The sequence below is a fragment of the Bacillus sp. Bwzl_19 genome (genome assembly GCF_054900515.1).
Genome location: NZ_CM142729.1, coordinates 3,525,217 through 3,549,100 on the forward strand (window position 1 = coordinate 3,525,217; position 23,884 = coordinate 3,549,100).

The following is a 23,884-nucleotide window of genomic DNA, read 5'->3' on the forward strand; positions in this document are numbered from 1 at the left end:
TGAGTTAAGTTCCACTTCTTGTGCAACACAGTTTTAAAAATAGTAATATTATTGAAATAACTTATCAATATTTTCCTAGGTATTTAAGGTTATTTTAAGGATTTCAGGGATTTATGACCTTTTACTCACAAAAAAACCGCCGGTGCCGGCGGTTTTCGTATTATGGATAGCGGAGATTTGTATTTTGCGCTCCCGCGTAGGATTGGGCGAAGTTTTTGGCATCCTGTGCTGAAAGCGCGCCATAGCTGTAATTCGATCTCGGATTCCAGCCGGTGCGCGGTGATTTCGGGGCATTGAGCGACGGGAATGAACCGATGTCGGTAAATTGGGCCGTTCCGTAGTCGTCTATCATTCCGCCTTTTTCATTTCCGTTACCGAAATAGTTGGCTTCTGAGAAGACAGTCGCGTTTGTATGAATGGTGAATCCTAAATTGAAATTGGTCACATAGTTGTTTTTCGCGTGAAAATAGCCGTATCTCATCAAGCCCGGCGAACGGACATAGACGTTATTAAAATAGTTGTTGGTGATGGTCATATGCGGATAGCCGATATAATTGCGTCCTTCGTTATCATCATTCGGATAACCGAGAATCAAGCCGTACAGATGATCGGAGAATTTAGAATTAGAAAGAGTCACAAAATCCGCTTTGGCACCGACGTACAGAAGCTTTCCCAAATCGCTGTGGCTGTTCGGATTGTAGCTGTGCCCTTCAAACCACACGTGGTCAATCCAGTAATTCTGTCCGTTCGCTATGTACATCGGAATGTCGTTGTTGCCCGTAATGCTGGCACTATGGCTGATAATGAGGTTTTTGAAAATCACATTGTTTGAGCCGGAGCCTGTTGTCAGATAGATGTTGGTCAGCCTGTGGCTGGTATAAGAGCCGACAATGGTTTTATTGGCGCCGACTGTCACAACGGCTTTACCCGGAGAGTAAATATCACTTGTGATGACAATGGTTTTGCGGTCTGTCCCGCCCGCATTGTTTTTCAAATCATTGAGATTGCTGACATAGACAAAGGAGCCGCCCTGGCCTCCCGATACGGCGGATTTTGCTTTTCCGTTATGATCCTTCGCATTTCCTGCGAACCCGGTAAGTCCCTGCATCACATCCGGATAAGCCGCTGCCGCTTCTGCCTGCTTGGATGCAGAACATAAGATAGCCAGACAAAGCGCAAAGCCGAGAGCAGCCAAGAAAGCGAGATGACGCGTCTTCTTTATCATGCCCTTCACTCCTTTAATCTCTTAAATTGTAAACACAAGAAGTATTATACAACTACTATCCTCTTTTTCCATGATCTGTTTGTCTGCTTTTTCGTTATGGCTGAAAAGCCCCAAAACGTAAAAAAGCAGCCTGGACGGCTGCCTATATACGGGTGCTGTCTGCCTGAGCCTGCTCCGGCACGGCTTTATGCTTTCTCATTAGGGACAGCGCCATCCCTGCAAAAATCATTACAATCCCCAAAGATTGATAAAGGTCGGGGCGAAATCCCGTAAATACGGTGTCAAGCACGATCGCGACAGCCGGGTCAAGAAATACGATGATTGAAATAAACCGGGTGGATAAAAACCGCAGGCTGTCAAAAAAGAGCAAATACACAATTCCCGTGTGAATGATGCCGGTCGACACAATCATAATCCAGTTCATATGCGACAAATCAGAAAAAGCGCCGAAACGGACGAACGGGAGAAGAATAATGACGCCCAATCCGGTCTGCAAACAGGTGACCGCATATGGGCTGAGGCTGTTGATGCCTTTCCCGGCCAGTGTCGTAAAGGCATAAAAAAGAGCGGCCAGCACGGCCCAAATAATCCCCGATCCCATCAGCTGGGAAAAGGACGTATTTCCGTTGATGCCGGAAATCAGGGCGGTTCCCAGAAAACAAATCACGATAGAACTGACGGATGCGAGACGCAGTTTTTCCCGGTATATGAGACTCCCGAGGAGAAGGACGAGAACCGGAGCCAAATGATAGACGGAAATCGCTATCGTCACTGATGTCTCCTCAAACGATTTAAATAAAAACACCCAGTTCAGCACAAGAAAAAAGCCGCAGGCCAGCGTCTGCAGAACCTCCCGCCGGTTCCATTGTTCGGTGCGGTAACGTCCGGAACCAAACCAGCAAACACCCAGAAACAATGAGGCGCACAGACACCTCACAAAAACCAGTTCAATCGACGGCACATTCGTATGTTCTGAGAAAAAGCCGATTGATCCGAAAATCACCATAGAAATCACCATTTTGATGACGGCATTTGATGTTTGTTTAGCTTGCATCGTGCTCTTCCTCCATATCATTGACTGTTTATTCAGACAAATACTAACAGCCATTTTACTTGATTCAGAGGAAGAAATCATCCTATTTTTCAGCCGGGGGCGGTCTTTTCTCATGAAAAAAGCCCCGCATCAGCAGGGCCGTTTGTTTAATGAACGATCAGTACAGGACAAGGAGACAATTGTGAGACCTTGTGGCTCACGCTTCCGAGCATCATTTCTTTAAATCCGCTGATTCCTCGGCTTCCGACGACAATCAGATTGAAATGCTGTTCTTTCGCTATGTTTAAAATTTGATGCGCAGGCTCACCTTGGACGTACAGGCTTTCCGCTTCTACTCCGCTTTCCGCCGCTTTTTGCTTGGCATCTTCCAGAATGGCTGCTCCTTTTTGCTCGACTTCATGTTTGATGTCTTCAATGAAGTTCTCCGGAACATAGACAATCCCGGTTAAGGCTGATGTGGAAACAACGGCTTCACGTCCCGCATAGAGAATGGTGAGCTCAGCCTGCTGTTCTTTCGCCAGGTGGATGGCTGCGTCCAGGGCTTTGCTGCTCATGTCTGAACCGTCTACTGCTGCAAGAATTTTTTTAAACATATGAATCCCGCCTTTCTGCTTTTATTGTCCTCCTCTCATTGCTGAATGTCAATTTTGCCGGCTTTCTCCGGAACATTGCCTTACAGACTTTCTCCATTTGTCGCGATGACGTCTTTATACCAATAAAAACTTTTCTTTCTCTTCCTTTCAAACGTGCCTGTTCCGTCATTGCCGCGGTCAACATAGATATAGCCGTAGCGTTTTTTCATTTCAGCAGTTGAGGCGCTGACGAGGTCAATCGGCCCCCACGACGTGTAACCGATCAGGTTGACTCCGTCTTCGATCGCCTCTCTTGCTTCTATTAAATGATCCCGCAGATATTTGATACGGTAATCATCCTGTATGCTTCCGTCTTCCTCCGGCTGATCTTGTGCGCCGAGCCCGTTTTCGACGATGAAGAGCGGTTTCTGATAACGGTCGTACAGCGTGTTTAAGGTAATGCGCAAGCCCTTCGGATCAATCTGCCAGCCCCATTCCGAAGATTCCAGATAAGGATTTTTCACGCCGCCGAGAAGATTCCCCTTCGATTGCGCCAGATCCTCAGGCGCGGTGCTTGCCGTCATCGACATGTAGTAGCTGAAGCCGATGTAATCCACCGTGTGTTCTTTCAGGAGCTCCTCGTCTCCTTCCTTCATCTCAATCGTAATTCCGTTTTCTTTAAAGAAGCGCTTCATGTAGCCCGGATAGCTGCCCCTCGCCTGCACATCAGAAAAGAACAGCGTGCTCCGCTCTTTCTGCAAAGCCGCATATACATCCTCCGGCTTCGGCGTCATCGGATACGTCGTCGTCGCGGCGATCATGCAGCCGATCTGTGAATCCGGGATGATCTCATGGCCGGCTTTTACCGCCAGCGCGCTCGCCACAAACTGGTGGTGGGCCGCTTGGTACATCGTGTTTTGTTTATTTTCGCCTTCCCGGAATACGAGACCGCCGCCTGTAAACGGAGCGTGAAGAACGACATTGATTTCATTGAATGTCATCCAATATTTCACCTTGTCTTTATAACGGGTGAAAACCGTGCGGGCGTACCTCTCATAGAAATCGACCGTTTGGCGGTTTCTCCAGCCGCCGTAATTTTTCACCAGACCGAGCGGCATCTCGTAGTGCGAAATCGTGACCACCGGTTCGATCTGATGTTTTCTCAATTCATCAAAAAGACGGTCGTAAAATTGCAGCCCTTCTTCATTCGGCTCTGTTTCATCGCCGTTCGGAAAGATTCTCGTCCACGCAATGGAGGTGCGGAACGCTTTAAAGCCCATCTCCGCAAACAGAGCGATGTCCTCTTGATAGCGGTGATAAAAATCAATCGCGTCGTGATACAGATTCAGCGCATCGTCTGTCTCATGGAACGGTGACATAATGCCGTCCGGGGAGACATCCGCCGTGGAAAGTCCTTTGCCGCCTTCTTTGTAAGCTCCTTCAATCTGATTGGCAGCCGTTGCGCCGCCCCATAAAAAACCTTCCGGAAATCTCTTCATGTTTTCTCCACCTCTTTTTCAGGATAACGCCAGAAGCGCTTCATTCGGTTTGACCATGCCGCTTTTTTTCACGTCTGTAAATGAATATTGATCCGTATTCGTAATGATGACCGGTGTGATCACGTCATAACCGGCAGCCTTTATTTCTTCGATATCAAAAGTAATCAGCAGATCTCCAGGCGCGACAGCATCGCCCTCTTTTACGTGCACCTCAAAATGTCTGCCATCCAGCCGGACCGTATCAAGCCCGATATGAATGAGAACCTCGGCTCCCCGGGCGCTCGTAATACCGATGGCGTGCTTTGTTTTAAATACGGCTGTCACCGTGCCCTCTACGGGAGAAACCGCCGCGCCCTCTTCAGGCAGAATCGCAAAGCCTTTTCCCATAATTTCACCGGAAAACACGCTGTCGTTCACTTCACTTAATGCTTTCACTTCACCTTTAATCGGGCTGTGAATGATTTCGCCGCCAGCCGTCACCCCCGGCATTCCAGGCGCTTTGGCCTGTTCGGGCTGTACATCTTCAAACCCGATCAGCAGTGCCGCCGCAATACCGGCCGCAAACGAGATAAAAAGCCCGATCAGCGCGTAAAGAAACGTCGGCCCGATAAAGACCGGAATGCTCGGCAGACCGGCGTTGCCGCCGACAATGTAGGAAGCGACGCCGGTTACACCGTAAAAAGCTCCGCCTGCCGCACCGCCGATTAACGCAGCCGCGAACGGTTTTTTCAATCTCATGTTGACGCCGTACATCGCGGGTTCGGTAATGCCCATCAAAGCCGTAATGCCCGTCGTAAACGCCAGCGACTTGAATGTTTTGTTCTTTGATTTCAAGAAAACCGCAAATGACGCGCCGGCCTGCCCCATGTTCGCCAAAAACATCGCAGGCAGAATGTAATCATGTCCGTTTTGAGCAATATTATTGATCATGATCGGCACAAGCGCATAATGCATCCCCGTCATAATGATGAGTGAAAATGTTCCGGCAAGCAGAATCATCGCGGCAATGCCCGCATGATTGAACAAATAATTGACGCCGACAGACAGGTAATTCCCGAGAATCGCGCCGAGCGGGCCGACCGTGATAAGCGTGACAGGCACGACGATCACAAGCGTAAGCATCGGCACAACAATCAATTTCAAGGATGAAGGGGTGATTCGGTCGATCCCTTTCTCCACATAGGACATCAGCCATATCGCCAGCAAAATCGGAATGACTGTCGATGAATACGTGGCAGCGGTTACAGGAAGACCGATAAAGGAGATGCTTTTCCCTGACCCAAGCAAAGCCGTCAAATCCGGATGCAGAATCGCACCCGCCACAGCGGCCGCCACGTACGGATTGCTTCCGAATTTTCTCGCCGCGCTTACCGCAAGCAAAAGCGGCAGAAAGTAAAACGCACCGTCGCCAACAGCCGTAAGAATGCTGTGAGTCTGGCTCTTCTCCGACATCCAGCCGAATGTCACCGCTAATGCGACAAGCCCTTTTATCATTCCGGCTCCGGCAATCGCCGGCAGAATCGGCGTAAACACGCCGGAAATCACATCAAACACGGCGCTCAGCATATTTTTCTTCTGCTTCGAGGTTTTGTTTGCGCTTTCATCACTGAGCCCGCTGCTCTCGATCAAAGCCTGATACACCTTCGGCACATGATTGCCGATAATGATCTGAAATTGCCCGCCGCTGATATTTGTCCCCATCACGCCTTCTGTCTGCTCCAGTGCGTTCCGATCTGCCTTCGCATTGTCATACAAATTAAAACGAAGCCGCGTCATGCAATGGATGACACTCTGAACATTCTCCTCCCCGCCGACAAGTTGTAAAATCTCTTTTGATATTTTATGATAGTCCATGAGTCTGCCTCCTTAAAAATGGGGGATCTGCCGGACGAAAGGTGGCCGCCTTTCTCCGGCTTTTTTTTATGAAATAAGCATCACCTCCGAAAAAAGGGTATAAAAAAAACCTAAACTGCACAGAGCAAGGGGGTCTTCCCCTGCCTGACGCAATTTAGGTTTTGCCTGCGGTTTGCAGTAACAATCCTAGGTGAATGATATTGGGTTGATATGTATACTTTAGCACTAGGGTTATGGGGGTGTCAACGCTTACATTTTAATGTTCTGTTGAAACAAATTAAAGTCTAAGTTATACGCAAGACTAAGCCTTCCCTTCCACGTATACGGCAACAATGAGGCTGGCTGATTAAATGGTTGATATCTGAAAACTCAAGTATCAAATGTGCATTTCATATCTGGGGCGTTTCAGCTTTTCTTCCAGAAATCAAAAACCTCTTATTGTGAATTCTAATTGTGATAGATAGCTATGCTCTGGCCCTACAACTCATTCTTGCCTTTTTTCTTTTTAATAAAGGCTTCAATATGATTAATTGTTTCCGTAAAATTCTCTTTAAATTCATGTTCCCATATCCTTAATACATGCCAGCCGATTTCTTGATAATAGGAAGTTACTTCTTTATCTCTTTCTTTATTTCTCTGTAACTTTTTCTCCCAATAAGCTGAATTGCTCTTTGGTTTATTCCCATGAATACTGCAGTCATGCCAGAAACAAGAATCAATAAAAATCACAATTTTGTATTTTTTTATAGCTATATCCGGTTGACCAAAAAGAGATTTTACATTCCTTCTAAACCTTAAACCCCTTCTCCATAATTCTGAAGAAACTTTATCCTCTAATTTAGACTTAGATTTTATTGCTTGCATGTTTTTTCTTCTTTGCTCTTTTGTATGAGTATCACCCATTGGCTTTAACCTCTCTTTTAATATTTAATATATTTCTTTCCTATATTAAGAGCAATAACCGTCATTTTTTTAAAAAATAAACTTGCAACGTAAGCTTAAAAAAGGGTATGCTGCTATAGAAAGAAACACCGAAAAACAGAGAATATATTTCCTATAAGCAGAAAGAGTTGAAAGAAATGAACAGCAATAATAAGAGATTTAAACTGGTTGATTTATTTGCTGGTGCTGGAGGTCTAAGCAAAGGATTTGAGCAAACTGGCTGCTTTGAAACAATTGGAGCGGTAGAAATAAATCAAGCAGCTATTGAAACTTATGTTTATAACCACGGCGGAAACAGAGACATTATTATTAGGCCGGACGAAAGTGATACCAGTGACATTAGTAAAATCGACTTCCGTAAATGGAAGAAGAGCAAAAACATTGATCCTAATTTGTTAACAATTATTGGCGGACCTCCTTGTCAAGGATTTTCCAATGCTAATAGGCAGAAAAATTATCTGATATCAGGAAATAATCAGCTTGTTATAGAGTTTTTTCGTGCTATTGATGAGATCCGGCCAGCTGCATTTCTTATGGAGAATGTGCCATCGATGAACTCAGATAAACATAAATTTTTCATCACAAAACATTTAGATAATTCGCGCTTTGCATATAGCTCTTTAGAACATTTAACTTGCTTATTTAATACATCAAAAGAAAAGTTGATTGAAAATAAGTTTTTAATGGATGATAAGATAATTCTAATGGAGTCAGTTGAAATATCACTAAGTCATATTTGGAGAAAAATCATCGATGGTTCAACTCCCCCTAAACCAATAATTGGGGATCATAACTACTTATCCCGCTTGAAAAGTATATCAAAAAAAATTATAAAGACAGAAGGTAATCCTAGCTTGTCACTAAAGGAAAAAAAAGATATTATTCGAATTATTGAGTTGATTAATCAACAACTAAAAACCTTCCAAGCAGATGGAGATCACCTAAGCACTAAAGATATAGTTTCTCGTGGAAAAGCAGCACTCCAATTGCTGCTTGAGGATTTTGAGGAATTTGATAAATGCGCTAAAAAAGATATCACTAACTTTATGAGTTTAAATCTAATACTGTTAAGAATAAAAGAACTAAATGATGAAAAAATTAGATATGAGCTTTATATAGATGATACACATAAGGATAATATTAAAATCATTGCAAAGGTTTGGTCTTATAATATTGTAAAATATCTTGAAATGGCATTCCACCAAATTGGATATAATACTGATTTCGGGGTCTTAACAGCTACAGACTTTGGCGTACCACAAATAAGAAGAAGGTTTATCATCCTTGGTGTTAGAAATGATTTATTTGAGAACAGTCCGAAACTTCCCGATGCGTTGGTACACTCAACACCTTTTACAGTAAGGGATGCAATACAGGATTTAGCCGATATAACGCCCCTTACAGATATGGAAAAAGCTAAACCATTAGATTATATAGAATCAGATGCGCAGGCATCGCCTATGCTTCGATATTTCAGAAAAGATGCTGATAAAGGGTTGATTGATAATCATATAAATACTGAAAGCCGTCAGCTAAGTAAAACTCGTTTTGAAGCAATACTTCAATTGAAAGGTAAAAATTTCCACAGTCTTAATGATGAGTTAAAAACAACCTACTCTGATGTGTCTAGAACACAGAATACAATCTATTTAAGACTAGACTATGGCAGTCCATCTCCTACAGTCGTTAACGTAAGGAAATCAATGTGGAGTCATCCAGAAAAAGCTAGAGCAATAAGTATTCGCGAGGCAGCCCGTCTGCAATCATTTCCAGATAATTTTAAATTTAGAGGGACAAAAGATCAGCAATATCAACAAGTAGGGAATGCAGTTCCCCCTTTGCTTGGACGTGCAGCAGCCGAGGCATTATTAAATGCTATGGGTGTTGAGCCTACTATCTCACTTAAAAATGAATTATTAGATTTAGAATAACAACAAGCTTGACGATAAAATCAGTATATCGTCAAGCTTTTTTGATAATTCTTGTTAAATCTTTTTAGAAAGATATACGTTTGGAATGAACTTATTTTATTATAGTTATATTAAAAAATTGAAAAACAGGGGGATTTATGAACATTATACTAACACGGCCATCAGCTGCACCAGTACTTCATGCACTCAGATCAATAGGTTATAAAGCAAAAACTGCAATTGCAGATATAGTTGATAATGCAATTGATGCTCAAGCCTCAAAAATCACATTACACTTTGAATATGATAAACTTAATGGCTATATTAAAATTGAAGATAATGGGAACGGTATGAGCGAAGAAGAAATACAGACTGCAATGAATATAGGAGCAAAAGATCCTAGAACTAAAAGATCACCAAATGAATTAGGCCGTTTTGGAATGGGGTTAAAAACTGCCTCATTTTCATTAGGAAAACGCTTAAGCGTTATAACAAAGAAAGATGGAGTATACCATGAGAGATGCTGGGATCTCGATTACGTATCTGAATGCAACGAATGGAATCTGTTGACTTCTATACCTACTCCGGTTAAAGAAGTGGCGGGCGAAATTAATGGATCTAGTGGTACTGTCATAATAATTGATAAACTTGATCGTTATATGCGCAATAAAAAAATACAACGAAAAACTTTTTTTTCAAAAACCGCTCAAATTCAAAAACATCTTGAATTTGTTTTTCATGATCTTATAGACAATAACAAGATTATTATTTCTATAAACGATGTTGAATTAACTCCTTGGGACCCTTTTATGACTGAGCATCCCTCAATAATTGAAGGAGAAGAAACACTATGGAAATTGGATGGACATAAAATGAAAGTCAAGTATACAATTCTTCCCCATGCCTCCAAACTTACTCGCACTGAATTTAAAAAAGCAGGCGGCGAAAGAGGATGGAGAGATCACCAAGGTTTATACATATATAGGGAAAATCGCTTATTACACTATGGAGATTGGAGAAACCTTTTCCCAAAAGATACTCAATCTCAATTAGCCAGAGTACGAATTGACATCTCTAATGAAGCGGATTCTGATTGGCACGTTGATGTTAAGAAGTCAATGGTTACAATACCCGAACAAGCCATAAAAATCTTACGTCCAATTGCCAAAGAAGCAAGAGATATCTCTAGAGAGATATCTTACTTCAGGACACAGTCTTCAATAGCTGGAAGCAAAATTAAAGGCAGCTTAAATACTTGGGAACAGTCTGGGAAAGATTCAGAATCCCCTTTTGTTTTAAATAAAAGTCATCCAATTTATTTAGAGTTATTAAAGATGTTGAATGAAGAACAAGCGCGAATGCTGAACTTTTTTTTGAAATTAATTGAAATAGGTTCACCTGTAAATATTATAGCAGTACCACAATTAGAAGATGAAATTCAAAATTTTACAGACCAACAGTTAGAAATGGTTCATCGCTTTGCTGAAACAATGACTCAACTTGGCCTTTTAAATACAAAAAAAGAAATTATCGAAGCACTAATGACTCAACCTGGTTTTGAGATGTTTAATAAAAGCACACTGAAATATATTCTAGAAAAGGAGAGCAAAGAATGAATATAAATTTCAACTTATTGGATTTTCATTTCCAGACAATTCACTCCAGTATGGAAGCTCACGGCCATAATCGAGATCAAGCTGCGGAAGAAGCTTTTGATTATGCCTTAAACATTCTTAATATAAAAGAAATCTCTCAAACTGAGAGAGAAAAAGCAAAAGCAAAAATCTTTTTCAAATATAAAATTGGGATGGAGTTGCCAAATAAAATTAGTGTGTTAGACGGAAAAAACAGAGATAACTGGTATTCACCATCAAAGAAAGCAACTTTTTACTTTTGGAATCGATATAGAAGATATTTGCTCGATAAAAAACAATGGGATTTTGAAACTGTGGATTCTATTGATAAATCAACTGATAAGATACTAGAATTCCTCGGTAATCCTGAGAACCCAAATCCTTTTGACAAAAGAGGGCTGGTTTTAGGATATGTTCAATCAGGAAAAACTGCAAATTTTACAGGTCTTATAAATAAAGCATTTGATGTCGGTTATAAATTAATCATTGTCCTCGCAGGAATTCATAACGATCTGCGGACTCAGACCCAAATAAGATTAGAAGAAGAAGTTGTTGGTAATCGTACAGATAAGAGCGGGTGCCCAGTTGGCGTAGCTGAAATCAGACCAAATAATGATGATCATATTATTGGAACATGGACTACCGAAAAGCATGATATATCTGCTCGCACAACCCCTCAAGTGTCCCATCTGAATAAGCCAACTTTAATGGTCGTTAAGAAAAACAAGTCAGTATTGGAAACACTTATTGAACAATTAATCAATCATAGAAGACTTTATCAATTAGATATACCGGTCTTAATAATTGATGATGAAGCAGACCAAGCCTCAATTGATACGGCGGACAAGATAAAAGAAGAAGAACCAAAAACAATTAATAAATTAATTAGACAGCTATTAGATATTTTTCCACGCAGAAATTATGTCGGTTATACTGCTACTCCTTTTGCAAACTTGTTAATCGATGTAACTTCTGAAACAGAGGCTGAAGGCAAGGATCTTTATCCTAAAGATTTTCTAATTGGTCTGCCAAAACCAACAGGATATTGTGGGCCTGAAGAGTTTTTTAACACTGAAGAAAACTCTAATTATAGTAAACCTAGTTTAATTAAGTATTTAGATAGTGATGAAGAGAAACTCATTGGGTCAATAAAAAAAGTGGACGACTTAGAAATATTTGATTCCGTTCCAAGTCAAATGAAAAAAGCGATTTTATCCTTTTTAATCACTATTGCGATAAGAAATCTAAGAGGCCAGAAAAAAAAGCATAATTCAATGCTCATCCATATCTCCAGATTAAAGGGTGTTCAAACCTATATTAAAGATGTAATCGCTGAAGAATTCGCGTCTTATACAGATTCTATACTTTATGACCAATACAGTCCTATAATAGATGAACTTAAATTTATTTATGATCATGAAATAACTAAAACAACGGAAGAATGGGATAACAGTATCAAGACCTTTGAATGGAACACTGTATTAAAAGAGATAAAAAAAAGCATTATAACAGTACAATTATTTGCAATTAATGGCGACAGTAGCGATGCTTTAGATTATCACAGCTATAAAGAAGACGGGCTAAATGTTATTGCAATTGGAGGAGACAAACTTTCAAGGGGCCTTACCCTTGAAGGATTAAGCATTACATACTATACACGCAATACTCTTATGTATGATACATTAATGCAAATGGGCCGTTGGTTTGGTTATCGAGAAGGTTATATAGACCTTTGCCGGATTTATACATCAAAGACAATAGCAAACCATTTTGAACATCTGGCTATTGCTATGCAAAAGTTGCGTGAGGAACTTGATTATATGGCAGAAAAAAACAAAACGCCAATGCAATATGCAGTACGCATGTTAAGTCATGAAACAATGAGATTAACAAGTTTATTAAAAATGAAAATGGCGACTAATTATAATGCTCGTTTTGATGCAAGTCTGCAGCAGACAAGAGTTTTTAATGCTTCTGAAACTTTCTTTCGCAATAACATGAAGGCTGTGTCAGATCTTGTTTCTAACCTTACTTTTTCTACAATTCAGAGAAAAAAGTCTTTATATCACCTAGCTAAAAATGTGAATATACATACTATATTGAAATTCTTTCAAAAGTACCAAACTAGTGAGCATGCAACAATAGTTAAATCAAATTTACTATCAAATTATATAGCCCTTGCCAATAAAGAAAATAATGAACTGGAAAATTGGACAGTAGCAGTATTTGAAGGTCAAATGTCAAATCATATTGTACCTAACCATCCTGTTAAATTAGGAAGTTTATATCTATCAAATACCGTTATGCGTGGAGAGAAAGCACATGAATACAATAAATCCAGAGAGCTAGTAGATATACGGGCAATTGTAGCAGATAACCAAGAATTTCTAGATTTGGATGAAAAAAAACTTGTCACCTCGAAATCAAAGAGGAAAATGCGTGAAGAAAGAGACAAAACTCAAGGCTTTCTTATGATTTATCCTTTAAATCCAAACGTAAAAATATTTAGTGATTTAGAAATAAAATTTAGCGAAGAACTCGTACCGATAGGAGTTGCCCTTTCTTTTCCCGGGACTAATATTGAAAATGATAAAGTCTATCAAATAAACAGCACGGTACCGCAGGTTCAAGGAGAACAAAGTGGTTTCAATAAAAAATGAATTTACAGAAATGTTTAATGAATCAATGCATCCTGTTCAGCCTGCTCCATTAAAACTAAGGCTTGTTTTGGTCGATCCTGTTGCTGTTTTTGCAGGAATCAATCCAAGTTCAGAACAAAGGATTTTATTTATTACTGCTGGTAAAAAAGCATGGGGAAAAGAACAAATTATATCTTTACCTAAGTGGAAAGGCATGACTATTAGCTTTGATTTCCACTTTAAGATTGGACCTTTTGAAAACGAATATGTTGTAGCTATCAGCCAAGAAAAAGGGTATGACACAGATGTATTTGTGTCTGTTTTACAAAATATTCTAGAAACAATCACTTTAAAGGCTGAAACAGAAGAATTATATCCTTTATTATATCGAACTTTAGATAAGTGGAAAGCTTTCTTTTCTAAAGGTGGGTATAAAAAATTAACAGAGGAACAACAAAAAGGACTTTTCGGCGAACTTTACTATATAAAAAAATGGATTGAAAAAAACCCTGGAATTCCTCCAACTTTAATAAATTGCTGGGAAGGTCCCTTAACAGGTCGTTTGGATTTTAATATGTTACACCACTGTATTGAAATAAAAACAGTAACAGAAAAAATAGGTAAGAAAGTGAAGATTTCCAATGAGACGCAACTAACCTTAACAGAGGCCGTACAATCTATATACTTGTATGTTTGCTTTATTGAGAATAGCCAAACCCATGGTACATCACTCGATTCAATGGTTAATACTATTAGAGACTTAATTGAAAGCATGTCTCAAGAAATATTACTGGTATTTAATGAACTACTGATAAAAGCCGGTTATCGTGATGGGGAGTATGCTGAGAATCTCTTTGCAATTAACAGCGTTGAAGTCTATGATGCAAATGAGAATTTTCCCCGTATTTTACCGGAATCTCTTCACTCTGCTGTATCTCATGTTAGTTATTCTATAGATTTAAAAGCTTGTGAAGAGTTTTTATTACAAGAAAACCGTGCCTACAATACAAAATGGAGCTGAATATTAATATGTTGGAACGACTGCTAGAAAGAAATTTTTTAGGTAATCTATTAAATATAGTACTAGAAAAAGCCGCAAAAGAAGGGAATTTCCAGAATGTTTTTCTAAATGAAATGCTTAAGTACATTGATAGCGAAAATGACCCTAATATTTTATATCCTCCCTATAAAAATACACATAAAAAAATTTTAGTAAATGCTTATTCCAACATTAAGGAGGAAAGCAGGCTTCAGTTGTATGTAGTAGATTATGATAGTGAACAAAGTGAAGATGAGATGCTGACTATAACTATGTCTGAAATAAATTCTATAGCTGAAAAAGCAAAACGTTTCTATACAAATGCAAAATTGCTTTTTAACAATATAGATCCGTCTCAAGAATCCCATTCTCTCGCAAGAACAATTATAGAGAATGATATAAATAATATTGATATTATAGTTGTAACAAACAGGTTTTACAGATCAAATAAAATGGTCAAGTTAAACATACCGGGTATTAATGAAGTGCATGTTCATGTATGGGACGTCGAAAGAGCTTATCAACTGTACTCTGCCGATAATGGAGATCAGCTAACTTTTATTGATTTTAAAAGTCAGTTTGACGAAACTTTTGAGATGATGTATGTACCGGACAATAAGGCTAAGAATTTTGAATGTTATATTGGCTTTATCCCTGCAGAACTTTTAGCTAAAATTTACAATTTTTGGGGACCAAAATTAGTTGAAAGAAACGTTCGTTCCTTCCTGCAGGCACGTGCACAAACAAATAGAGGAATTAGAGATACACTCAAAAATCCCGAGGAGCGTAAAATGTTTGTAGCCTATAACAATGGGATATCTTCTGTGGCCAGAAGCGGAGACATTGAAAAATCTGCTGAGGGCATCAACCTCTATACTATAAAAGGGCTTGATGGGTGGCAGATTGTAAACGGCGGACAGACTACGGCTTCTATTCACCGAGCTTACTTGGAAGGTATTGATTTAAGTGATGTCTACATACAAACTAAATTAACAATATTGAAGGTAAGCAGTAAAAATGAAGACGAGCGAATTAAATTAGAAGATAACATGGTTGCTAAAATATCGGAATTTGCCAACACTCAAAACAAAATTAATAAGTCGGATCTTCTAGCCAACACTCGATTTATGTCAGAGATTGAAATGTTCTCCAGAAGCACATGGATACCTGTCCATGATGGACGTAAAGCGGGTGAAAAATGGTATTTTGAACGTACTAGAGGCCAATATATGGTTGATGTTAACAGATTCAAGAAAGATAAAGGATCAAATAACTTCAAAAAACAAAATCCTTCAGATAAAGTGCTTTCCAAAGTAGACCTGGCAAAGTATTTTATGTCTTGGGAAGGTTTCCCTCACATTTCAAGTAAAGGAGGGGAAGCAGCTTTTAAAGAATTTATGGAACACAATTCGCTTTATTGGAAAACTGAAAAAAATGAAGATGGTAGAAAAAGCTTAAGCCTTGATGATTATAAAAAATTAATAGCGCGAGTTATTATTAACATGCGAGTACATGAAATTGTATCTGAACAAAAACTTAAAGGGTATAGAGCTAACGTTGTTTATTATTCCGTAGCAATCCTAAAAGAAATATATGGTGATCAAATAAGCCTAATTAAAGTTTGGGAAAACCAAAAATTATCAGATGTTTGGAACCCTATCATTGCAACTATCGCGAATGTTACTTTAAATTATTTAAGGGATTCTGCTGGAGAACGAAATGTTACACAGTGGGCTAAACAAGAAGCCTGTTGGGATGAATTCAAAAAGGAACATAAGTCCACACTACAATATCTAAGATAGATAACAATTTGAAAAACTCTTTTACGTGAGGAAGATATCAACGAAAAAGAGTTTTTTTATTCTAAATAACGTCTCTGATTAAACTACTCCACTCCCCAAACAGCCTCCCCATCACCGCTCAGCACACTAAACGTCACGACTTCTTTCTCTCTTGCTGAGTCCCATTCTTTCAGGAAGACGCCGTCGTAATTTGTGCCGTTCAGGTTGATTTTGGCTTTGCTGCTGCCGGTTATTGTCCAGGTTCCGGTCATTTCCCCGGAAATGGTGCCGTCGTTGTTAAGCCGGATGGTTTTTGGGGTTTTGATGGCAGCTGTGATGTCTTTTCCGTGCTGGATGAGTTTGTAGGTTCCGGGTGCGGCGGCTGCCGATATGTGTGTATCCGGTTCCCCCGCATAGCGGTACGGGGCTGCAGCCGGCCATCCGTCTTTGTTCATGTACAGCTCATGCACTCTGACTTCGTGCTCCTCGCCTCTGTTCGGGAAACGGGTGTGGAAAATGAGGTATGATCGTTTCGTTTTCCCGTCGTAAAACACGGAGTTGTGCCCCGGTGAGACGTAGCCTTTGCCTTTTTCAGATTGTGAGGCGAAGGTATAGCTGCCCATGAGTTTGACCCCGTACGGTTCAATTGCTTTGTCATCGAAGAAGCTGCCGTCTTTTCCTTTGGCGTCAAGCATGTTATGACCTGCGGCGTCATAATACGGTCCGTCCGGATATTTGGAGCGGGCCGCACGGATATTATAACCGCCTGATGCGTCAAGCCCGCCGAATGACAGATACAGATAGTAATATTTCGTTTCCGGATTGTAGCTGATGTACGGGCCTTCGATCCGGCTGTGATTTCCGCCGAGCAGTTTTTTTCCGTAGCCTTGGTTCGGGAGGGGGAAGCCGGTTTTCGGATTCATTTTTAGTATAAAAATCCCGCCGGAGTAAGAGCCGTACACCATCCAGAGCTTGCCTTTATGGTCAAAAAACGTTTGCGGGTCTACGACGTTCGGGTGGACGTTTGCATGATACGTCGTGCCGTCCTCGCTTTTTCCTTCCATTCCCGATTTCAAAAAGATGCCTTTGTTTTTGTAGGGCCCTTCAATCTTGTCACTCACGGCGACACCGAGAGCGGATCGCGGCGAGTCCCCTTTACAGGCGTTGTAGTACATGTAAAATTTCCCGTCAGCCAGCTGGGCGACGTCCGGCGCCCACAGCGTATCAGATTGGGCCCAGTCGAACGTCTCTTTTAATTCAGTATAGACGTTCGGGATCAGCGGATTATTGTTATTGACGCTTGAAGATATTTGCTGCCACTGCATCAGGTTTTTCGACTTGGCGGAAGCCAAATGCGAGCCGAATACATAATACGTATCGCCTGTTTTGATAACGGACGGATCATGGACGCTGACCTCTGAAAAAACCGGATGCTGGGCTTTTGCCTGCGGCAGGGTGAACCCGATGACCGCTGCTGAAATCAGGCACACACGAAAGAAACTGGTTTTCATTTTCTGAAATCTCCTCGCTCTCCTCTTTCTTAAAAACGCTTTCAAGACAACGTTCCATTTTATGATGGGGATGGCGGGAATATGTGATCAACAGCGCCGGCTTCGTGATGTACCGCTTTACTGCGATAATAATCTGATTTGCAAAAGAATGGAAAAAAAGTTTTGACTTCTGATTCGCAAACACTTAATATAAAAAACAGTTACTAGTTATCAGAATATTTAAGAATTGAGTGAAGCATATATGACCTTACACAAAGACCGCCGCATCGGGCGATTGTCCGTCCTTCTTCTGCTTCATGAGTCTGAAGAGAGCCAGCAGATCAGCCGGCTGGAACGGGATGGCTGGAAAGTCTGTCTCGGCAGGGTCGGTTCGATGGATGCGCATAAAGTGGTAGCCGCAATTGAAACCGCTTCCAAAAAGAGCGGTGTCATTCAATCAGAGGGTTATCGTGAATCACACGCGCTTTATCATGCCACAATGGAAGCTTTGCATGGAGTGACGCGGGGCGAAATGCTGCTTGGCTCGCTGCTTCGTACCGTCGGCCTTAAATTTGCCGTTTTGCGGGGAAACCCTTATGAAAGCGAGGCGGAAGGCGATTGGATCGCCGTTTCACTTTACGGCACGATCGGAGCTCCGATTAAGGGGCTTGAGCACGAAACATTCGGAGTAGGAATTAATCACATATGAATCAGCCCATAGATTTTAGACGATAGGGGGCTATGCGTGAAAAATCATTTTCATGGCATAGCTCCTTTTTGTATGGGCGCTTTATCAAAGTAAAGAAAAAGGGGTTGAAATGATGGTAACGTTAGACGGTTCCTCACTGACAACCGCAGATGCCCAGCGTGTTTTATTTGATTTTGAAGAGGCTCAAGCATCTGCTGAAAGCATGGAAAGGGTGAAAAAAAGCAGGGCTGCGGTTGAACGGATTGTTCAAGAAGAAAAGACCATTTACGGGATCACGACGGGGTTCGGCAAGTTCAGCGACGTGCTGATTCAAAAGGAAGACGCCGCTGATCTGCAGCTGAATCTGATTCTTTCCCACGCGTGCGGCGTCGGTGATCCGTTTCCCGAATCTGTATCACGGGCCATGCTGCTTTTGCGCGCCAATGCCTTGCTGAAAGGCTTTTCCGGCGTGCGGACTGAGCTGATTGATCAGCTGCTCGCGTATCTCAATCATCGCATTCATCCGGTCATCCCGCAGCAAGGGTCACTGGGGGCAAGCGGAGATTTGGCGCCGCTTTCTCATCTCGCGCTGGCGCTCATCGGTCAAGGCGAAGTCTTTTACGAAGGGGACCAGATGCCGACGGCGCACGCTTTAGAAAAGGCAAATCTTCAGCCGGTCGTCCTGACCTCTAAGGAAGGCCTCGCGCTGATCAACGGAACACAGGCCATGACCGCGATGGGGCTGATCGCTTACCTCGAGGCGGAAAAGCTGGCCTATCAGTCAGAACGGATTGCGAGCTTAACGATCGAAGGGCTTCAAGGCATCATGGATGCGTTTGACGAAGATATTCATGCCGCCCGCGGCTATCAGGAGCAAATGGATGTTGCAGAACGAATCCGCTATTACCTGTCTGACAGCAAACTGACGACTGTCCAAGGAGAGCTGCGTGTCCAGGACGCCTATTCGATCCGCTGTATTCCTCAAGTCCATGGCGCATCGTGGCAGACATTAGCGTATGTAAAAGAAAAATTAGAAATCGAGATGAATGCCGCGACGGATAACCCGCTCATTTTCGAGGACGGCGCCAAAATCATCTCTGGCGGAAACTTTCACGGACAGCCGATCGCCTTTGCCATGGATTTTCTCAAAGTGGCGGCTGCCGAGCTTGCGAATATTTCTGAACGGCGTATCGAACGGCTTGTGAACCCGCAGCTGAATGACCTGCCGCCCTTTCTGAGCCCTCAGCCCGGCTTACAGTCCGGAGCGATGATCATGCAATATGCGGCGGCCTCCCTCGTGTCGGAAAATAAAACCCTGGCCCATCCCGCCAGTGTCGATTCGATCCCTTCGTCGGCAAACCAGGAGGATCACGTCAGCATGGGGACCATCGCCTCAAGGCACGCCTACCAGATCATCGCGAATACGAGACGGGTGCTTGCCGTTGAAGCCATTTGCGCGCTGCAAGCCGTGGAATACCGTGGCGCAGAACATTGCGCTTCGTACACAAAGCAGCTCTATCTCGAAATGAGAAACATCGTTCCGTCCATACAAGAAGACCGCGTGTTTTCTTATGATATCGAGCATCTGAGTGACTGGCTGAAGAAAGAGTCTTTTCTGTCGAATGAGCATCACCAAAAACTGATGACCAATGAAGGGGGACTTACAAGATGACTGAAGTAAAGAAATCAATCCGCGCCAGCCGCGGCACCGAACTTGAATGCTTAGGATGGGAACAGGAAGCTGTGCTCCGCATGCTCCGAAACAACCTTGACCCGGAGGTTGCCGAAAAGCCGGAGGATCTGATCGTATACGGCGGCATAGGCAAGGCCGCGCGAAACTGGGATGCTTTTCACGCGATTGAGCGCTCCCTCAAAACGTTAAAAGATGATGAAACACTGCTGATTCAATCCGGGAAACCGGTCGGACTGTTCCGCACGCACAGCCGCGCGCCCCGCGTCCTTTTGGCCAATTCGGTTCTCGTGCCGAAATGGGCGGATTGGGAGCATTTCCATGACCTTGAGAAAAAAGGGCTGATGATGTACGGGCAAATGACGGCCGGCAGCTGGATTTATATCGGCTCCCAAGGTATTTTGCAGGGCACTTATGAAACCTTTGCAGAACTTGCGAGACAGCATTTCGGCGGCAGTCTGAAAGGAACCGTTACGCTGACAGCCGGACTTGGCGGAATGGGCGGCGCACAGCCGCTGTCCGTCACGATGAATGATGGCGTCGTCATCGCCGTTGAAGCGGATGAAAAACGGATCGATAAGCGGATTGAAACAAACTATTGCGACCGGAAAACGGCGTCCATTGACGAAGCGCTGCGCTGGGCCGAGTCAGCCAAACAAGCCGGAAAGCCTTTGTCCATCGGCCTTCTCGGCAATGCGGCAGAGGTGCATCATGAGCTTCTGAGCCGCGGAGTCCATATTGACATCGTGACCGATCAGACTTCCGCCCATGACCCGCTGATCGGCTATATTCCGGCCGGATACTCACTTGAAGAGGCCGACCGTCTGCGCCGGGAGCAGCCCGAATTATACGTGAGACTCTCTAAACAGAGTATGAAAAAGCATGTGGAAGCCATGCTTGCTTTCAAGAAAAAAGGGGCCATCGTCTTTGATTACGGCAACAATATCCGCCAGGCTGCCAAAGATGAAGGCCTCGCCGATGCTTTTGATTTTCCGGGATTCGTCCCCGCCTACATCCGGCCTTTATTTTGTGAAGGAAAAGGGCCGTTCCGCTGGGCCGCGCTGTCTGGGGACCCAGAAGATATTTACCGCACGGACGCTTTATTAAAAGAGCTGTTTCCCGAAAATAAAGCTCTGCACCGCTGGATTGACATGGCGCAGAAAAAAGTCACATTCCAAGGCCTGCCGTCCCGCATTTGCTGGCTTGGCTATGGCGAACGGGAAAAGATGGGCCTCGCCATCAATGAATTGGTCAGAAACGGCGAGCTGAAAGCCCCGATCGTCATCGGAAGAGACCATTTGGACTGCGGATCAGTCGCCTCCCCGAACCGTGAAACAGAAGCGATGAAAGACGGAAGTGACGCAGTCGGCGATTGGGCGGTGCTGAACGCGCTTGTCAACACGGCCTCAGGCGCAAGCTGGGTTTCTTTCCACCACGGCGGGGGCGTCGGCATGGGGTATTCCCTTCACGCGGGAATGGTTGCGGTCGCTGACGGCACCCGGCTTGCGGAAGAACGGCTTGCCCGGGTTCTGACAAGCGATCCGGGAATGGGTATTATCCGCCATGCGGACGCGGGATATGAAAAAGCGGCTCAAGTCGCCGAGGAACAAGACATTATGATACCGATGAAAAAGGAGCGGTAACATGCCGAAACAGATTGATACGATTCTCACCAACATCGGCCAGCTGTTAACGATGGAATCCGGCGGCCCCCGCGCAGGCGGAAGCATGCAGGATCTTCAAGTCATGGAAGATGCCGTTATCGGCATTCACGACGGGCACATTGTTTTTGCCGGACATAAAGGAGCGGAGGAAGGATACGAGGCAAGAGACATGATCGACTGTGGGGGAAGGCTCGTCACCCCCGGCCTCGTCGATCCCCATACCCATCTTGTATTCGGCGGCTCCCGCGAAAAGGAATTGAATTTAAAAATTCAGGGTATATCCTATTTGGATATTTTGGCGCAAGGCGGCGGCATTTTGTCAACGGTCACAGATACGAAAGCCGCTTCCGAAGAAGAACTGATTGAAAAAGGGCTTTTTCACCTCGGACGCATGCTGTCATACGGCATCACGACGGCGGAAGTAAAAAGCGGATACGGACTCGACAAAGACACTGAACTGAAACAGCTGACCGCGGCGAAAAAACTGGGTGAGCGCCAGCCGGTCGACCTTGTCACGACCTTTATGGGAGCACATGCCATTCCGCCTGAGTACCGGAACAGCCCTGACGAATTCCTGGATCGTATGCTGCAGCTTTTACCTGAAATAAAAGAAAAAGGCCTCGCGCAATTTGCCGATATTTTCACGGAAACAGGCGTCTTTACCGTCAGCCAGTCGCGGGACTACCTGCAAAAAGCGGCTGAAGCGGGCTTCGGCCTGAAAATCCATGCTGATGAGATTGACCCGCTCGGCGGCGCGGAATTGGCGGCAGAGCTGGACGCAGTTTCAGCCGATCATCTGGTGGGGGCATCTGACGAAGGCATCCGCAAGCTTGCAGAGTCCGGGACGATCGCCGTCCTGCTGCCGGGCACAACTTTCTATCTTGGCAAACACACCTATGCCAGAGCCCGTGAGATGATTGATGCGGGCGTGCGGGTCAGTTTGGCGACTGACTTCAATCCGGGCAGCTCACCGACGGAAAACCTCCAGCTCATCATGTCGATTGCCGCACTTCATTTAAAAATGACCGCAGAAGAAATCTGGCACGCCGTCACCGTTAACGCCGCTTATGCGATCGGGAAAGGCGAAGAGGCCGGACAAATTAAAGCCGGCCGGCTGGCTGACATTGTCATTTGGGAAGCGCCGAACTATATGTATATTCCGTATCATTACGGCGTCAATCATGTGCACCGTGTCATCAAGAACGGAAAGACGGTCATTTCAAGGGAGGGAGCCGCTCTTGGATAAGTATCCGTTTTTGCAAAAAGCCGGCTCGCTCTTCAACGACCGGCATGTGACAAGGATCGGCGATGTGACGGAAGCGTGGGCGGGCCAGCCGCTCAAAGGGCCGGCTTTGATCGGAGCTCCGCTTTCTAAGTCGTCAATCAGCCATTCCGGCGCCTGCTTTGCTCCCGGTGCGATCCGCAAGGCGCTCGGCGGCATTTCCGCTTATTCCGCGGAGCTGCGGGAGCATGTCATTGACCATTTATACGATGCCGGCGATATTCAGATTCATGTCACCGATATCGTCAAATCTCATGAGCACATTTTTCAGACCATTCATGGCATTCTGGCGGACCAGCCTGACTGGGTGCCCGTCATTCTCGGGGGCGACAACTCCATCAGTTATTCCACCATCAAAGCCATTGCGGAAACGAAAGGAACAGCGGCCGTCTTTCAATTCGACGCCCACCACGACGTCCGCAACACAGAAGACGGAGGGCCGACAAACGGCACCCCATTCCGCCGGCTGTTAGATGATAACATCATAAGCGGCCAAAACCTGATTCAGCTTGGAATCAGAGAGTTCAGCAACAGCTTGGCATATGAAGAATATGTAAAAGATCGGCAGGCAGAAGTGCATACAATGGAAATGATCCGGGAGAAAGGGCTTCTCCGAACGATACAAGACGCCTTGCCGGCCGTTCAAAAAAGAGCGGATTCCATTTTCATTTCGGTTGATATGGATGTGCTGGATCAAGCCCATGCGCCAGGCTGTCCTGCGATCGGCCCCGGAGGCCTGTATACCGAGGAACTGCTTCAGGCGGTCAGATTTTTAGCGCAGGAGGCTGACATCTCCGGTATTGAGATCGTTGAGGTTGATCCGACACTTGATTTTCGCGATATGACAAGCCGGGCAGCCGCACACGTGATCTTACATGCATTAAAGGGATTTAAACAGTCACGTTAACAGGCTACCGGCGT

At 43.8% G+C, this 23,884-nt stretch carries 17 protein-coding genes; 10 read left to right on the plus strand and 7 right to left on the minus strand.

What is annotated here, in order from left to right; all coding sequences use genetic code 11:
• Positions 1 to 160: 160 nt before the first annotated feature.
• From ACW5MY_RS18690 to ACW5MY_RS18715, 6 genes are all read right to left on the minus strand, one after another.
• Positions 161 to 1,225 carry a polysaccharide lyase family 1 protein gene (locus ACW5MY_RS18690; RefSeq protein WP_013354120.1) on the minus strand — a complete coding sequence of 355 codons (1,065 nt, stop codon included), beginning with the start codon at positions 1,223 to 1,225 and terminating at the stop codon, positions 161 to 163.
• 142 nt (positions 1,226 to 1,367) lie between these two features.
• Positions 1,368 to 2,279 (minus strand): DMT family transporter, encoded by a 912-nt coding sequence (locus ACW5MY_RS18695; protein ID WP_013354121.1) that lies wholly within the window; start codon positions 2,277 to 2,279, stop codon positions 1,368 to 1,370.
• A 146-nt stretch (positions 2,280 to 2,425) separates the two neighbouring features.
• Positions 2,426 to 2,872 carry a universal stress protein gene (locus ACW5MY_RS18700; RefSeq protein ID WP_013354122.1) on the minus strand — a complete coding sequence of 149 codons (447 nt, stop codon included), beginning with the start codon at positions 2,870 to 2,872 and terminating at the stop codon, positions 2,426 to 2,428.
• A gap of 80 nt (positions 2,873 to 2,952) precedes the next feature.
• Positions 2,953 to 4,350, minus strand: a complete 1,398-nt coding sequence (locus ACW5MY_RS18705; protein WP_013354123.1) for a 6-phospho-beta-glucosidase — start codon at positions 4,348 to 4,350, stop codon at positions 2,953 to 2,955.
• Between the two features lie 18 nt (positions 4,351 to 4,368).
• Positions 4,369 to 6,204: a beta-glucoside-specific PTS transporter subunit IIABC gene (locus ACW5MY_RS18710; protein ID WP_013354124.1), complete on the minus strand. Its 1,836-nt coding sequence runs from the start codon at positions 6,202 to 6,204 to the stop codon at positions 4,369 to 4,371.
• A gap of 477 nt (positions 6,205 to 6,681) precedes the next feature.
• Positions 6,682 to 7,107 carry a very short patch repair endonuclease gene (locus ACW5MY_RS18715; protein WP_013354125.1) on the minus strand — a complete coding sequence of 142 codons (426 nt, stop codon included), beginning with the start codon at positions 7,105 to 7,107 and terminating at the stop codon, positions 6,682 to 6,684.
• A 176-nt stretch (positions 7,108 to 7,283) separates the two neighbouring features.
• Here ACW5MY_RS18715 and ACW5MY_RS18720 point away from each other — a divergent pair, with 176 nt between their 5' ends.
• The 5 genes from ACW5MY_RS18720 (at position 7,284) to ACW5MY_RS18740 (ending at position 16,170) form a co-directional block, all read left to right on the plus strand.
• A complete protein-coding gene (locus ACW5MY_RS18720; protein WP_013354126.1) occupies positions 7,284 to 9,077 on the plus strand; it encodes a DNA cytosine methyltransferase in 1,794 nt (597 codons plus the stop codon).
• Between the two features lie 137 nt (positions 9,078 to 9,214).
• The gene (locus ACW5MY_RS18725; RefSeq protein ID WP_013354127.1) at positions 9,215 to 10,672 is read left to right on the plus strand and encodes an ATP-binding protein; all 1,458 of its coding nucleotides are present in this window, start codon (positions 9,215 to 9,217) and stop codon (positions 10,670 to 10,672) included.
• A complete protein-coding gene (locus tag ACW5MY_RS18730; RefSeq protein WP_061573607.1) occupies positions 10,669 to 13,350 on the plus strand; it encodes a Z1 domain-containing protein in 2,682 nt (893 codons plus the stop codon). The genes ACW5MY_RS18725 and ACW5MY_RS18730 overlap by 4 nt, the downstream gene beginning before the upstream one ends.
• Positions 13,331 to 14,350, plus strand: coding sequence for a PD-(D/E)XK motif protein (locus ACW5MY_RS18735; protein ID WP_014471242.1), 1,020 nt, complete (start codon positions 13,331 to 13,333; stop codon positions 14,348 to 14,350). The genes ACW5MY_RS18730 and ACW5MY_RS18735 overlap by 20 nt, the downstream gene beginning before the upstream one ends.
• Before the next feature lie 8 nt (positions 14,351 to 14,358).
• The gene (locus ACW5MY_RS18740; protein WP_462061642.1) at positions 14,359 to 16,170 is read left to right on the plus strand and encodes an AIPR family protein; all 1,812 of its coding nucleotides are present in this window, start codon (positions 14,359 to 14,361) and stop codon (positions 16,168 to 16,170) included.
• A gap of 83 nt (positions 16,171 to 16,253) precedes the next feature.
• Here the strand turns inward: ACW5MY_RS18740 and ACW5MY_RS18745 are convergent, their stop codons facing one another.
• Positions 16,254 to 17,660 (minus strand): glycoside hydrolase family 43 protein, encoded by a 1,407-nt coding sequence (locus tag ACW5MY_RS18745; protein ID WP_014472381.1) that lies wholly within the window; start codon positions 17,658 to 17,660, stop codon positions 16,254 to 16,256.
• Positions 17,661 to 17,901: 241 nt separating this feature from the next.
• On the opposite strand from ACW5MY_RS18745, the gene hutP reads away from it, so the two are divergent.
• From hutP to hutG, 5 genes are all read left to right on the plus strand, one after another.
• Positions 17,902 to 18,348 carry a hut operon transcriptional regulator HutP gene (gene hutP / locus ACW5MY_RS18750; RefSeq protein ID WP_013354132.1) on the plus strand — a complete coding sequence of 149 codons (447 nt, stop codon included), beginning with the start codon at positions 17,902 to 17,904 and terminating at the stop codon, positions 18,346 to 18,348.
• 112 nt (positions 18,349 to 18,460) lie between these two features.
• On the plus strand, positions 18,461 to 19,999 hold the full coding sequence (gene hutH / locus ACW5MY_RS18755; protein ID WP_014472383.1) for a histidine ammonia-lyase: 1,539 nt from the start codon (positions 18,461 to 18,463) through the stop codon (positions 19,997 to 19,999).
• Positions 19,996 to 21,660: a urocanate hydratase gene (gene hutU / locus ACW5MY_RS18760; RefSeq protein WP_013354134.1), complete on the plus strand. Its 1,665-nt coding sequence runs from the start codon at positions 19,996 to 19,998 to the stop codon at positions 21,658 to 21,660. Before hutH ends, hutU begins: the two co-directional genes overlap by 4 nt.
• Before the next feature lies 1 nt (position 21,661).
• Positions 21,662 to 22,927, plus strand: coding sequence for an imidazolonepropionase (gene hutI / locus ACW5MY_RS18765; RefSeq protein WP_462061643.1), 1,266 nt, complete (start codon positions 21,662 to 21,664; stop codon positions 22,925 to 22,927).
• A complete protein-coding gene (hutG, locus tag ACW5MY_RS18770; protein WP_289394034.1) occupies positions 22,920 to 23,870 on the plus strand; it encodes a formimidoylglutamase in 951 nt (316 codons plus the stop codon). The genes hutI and hutG overlap by 8 nt, the downstream gene beginning before the upstream one ends.
• Positions 23,871 to 23,884: the final 14 nt, after the last annotated feature.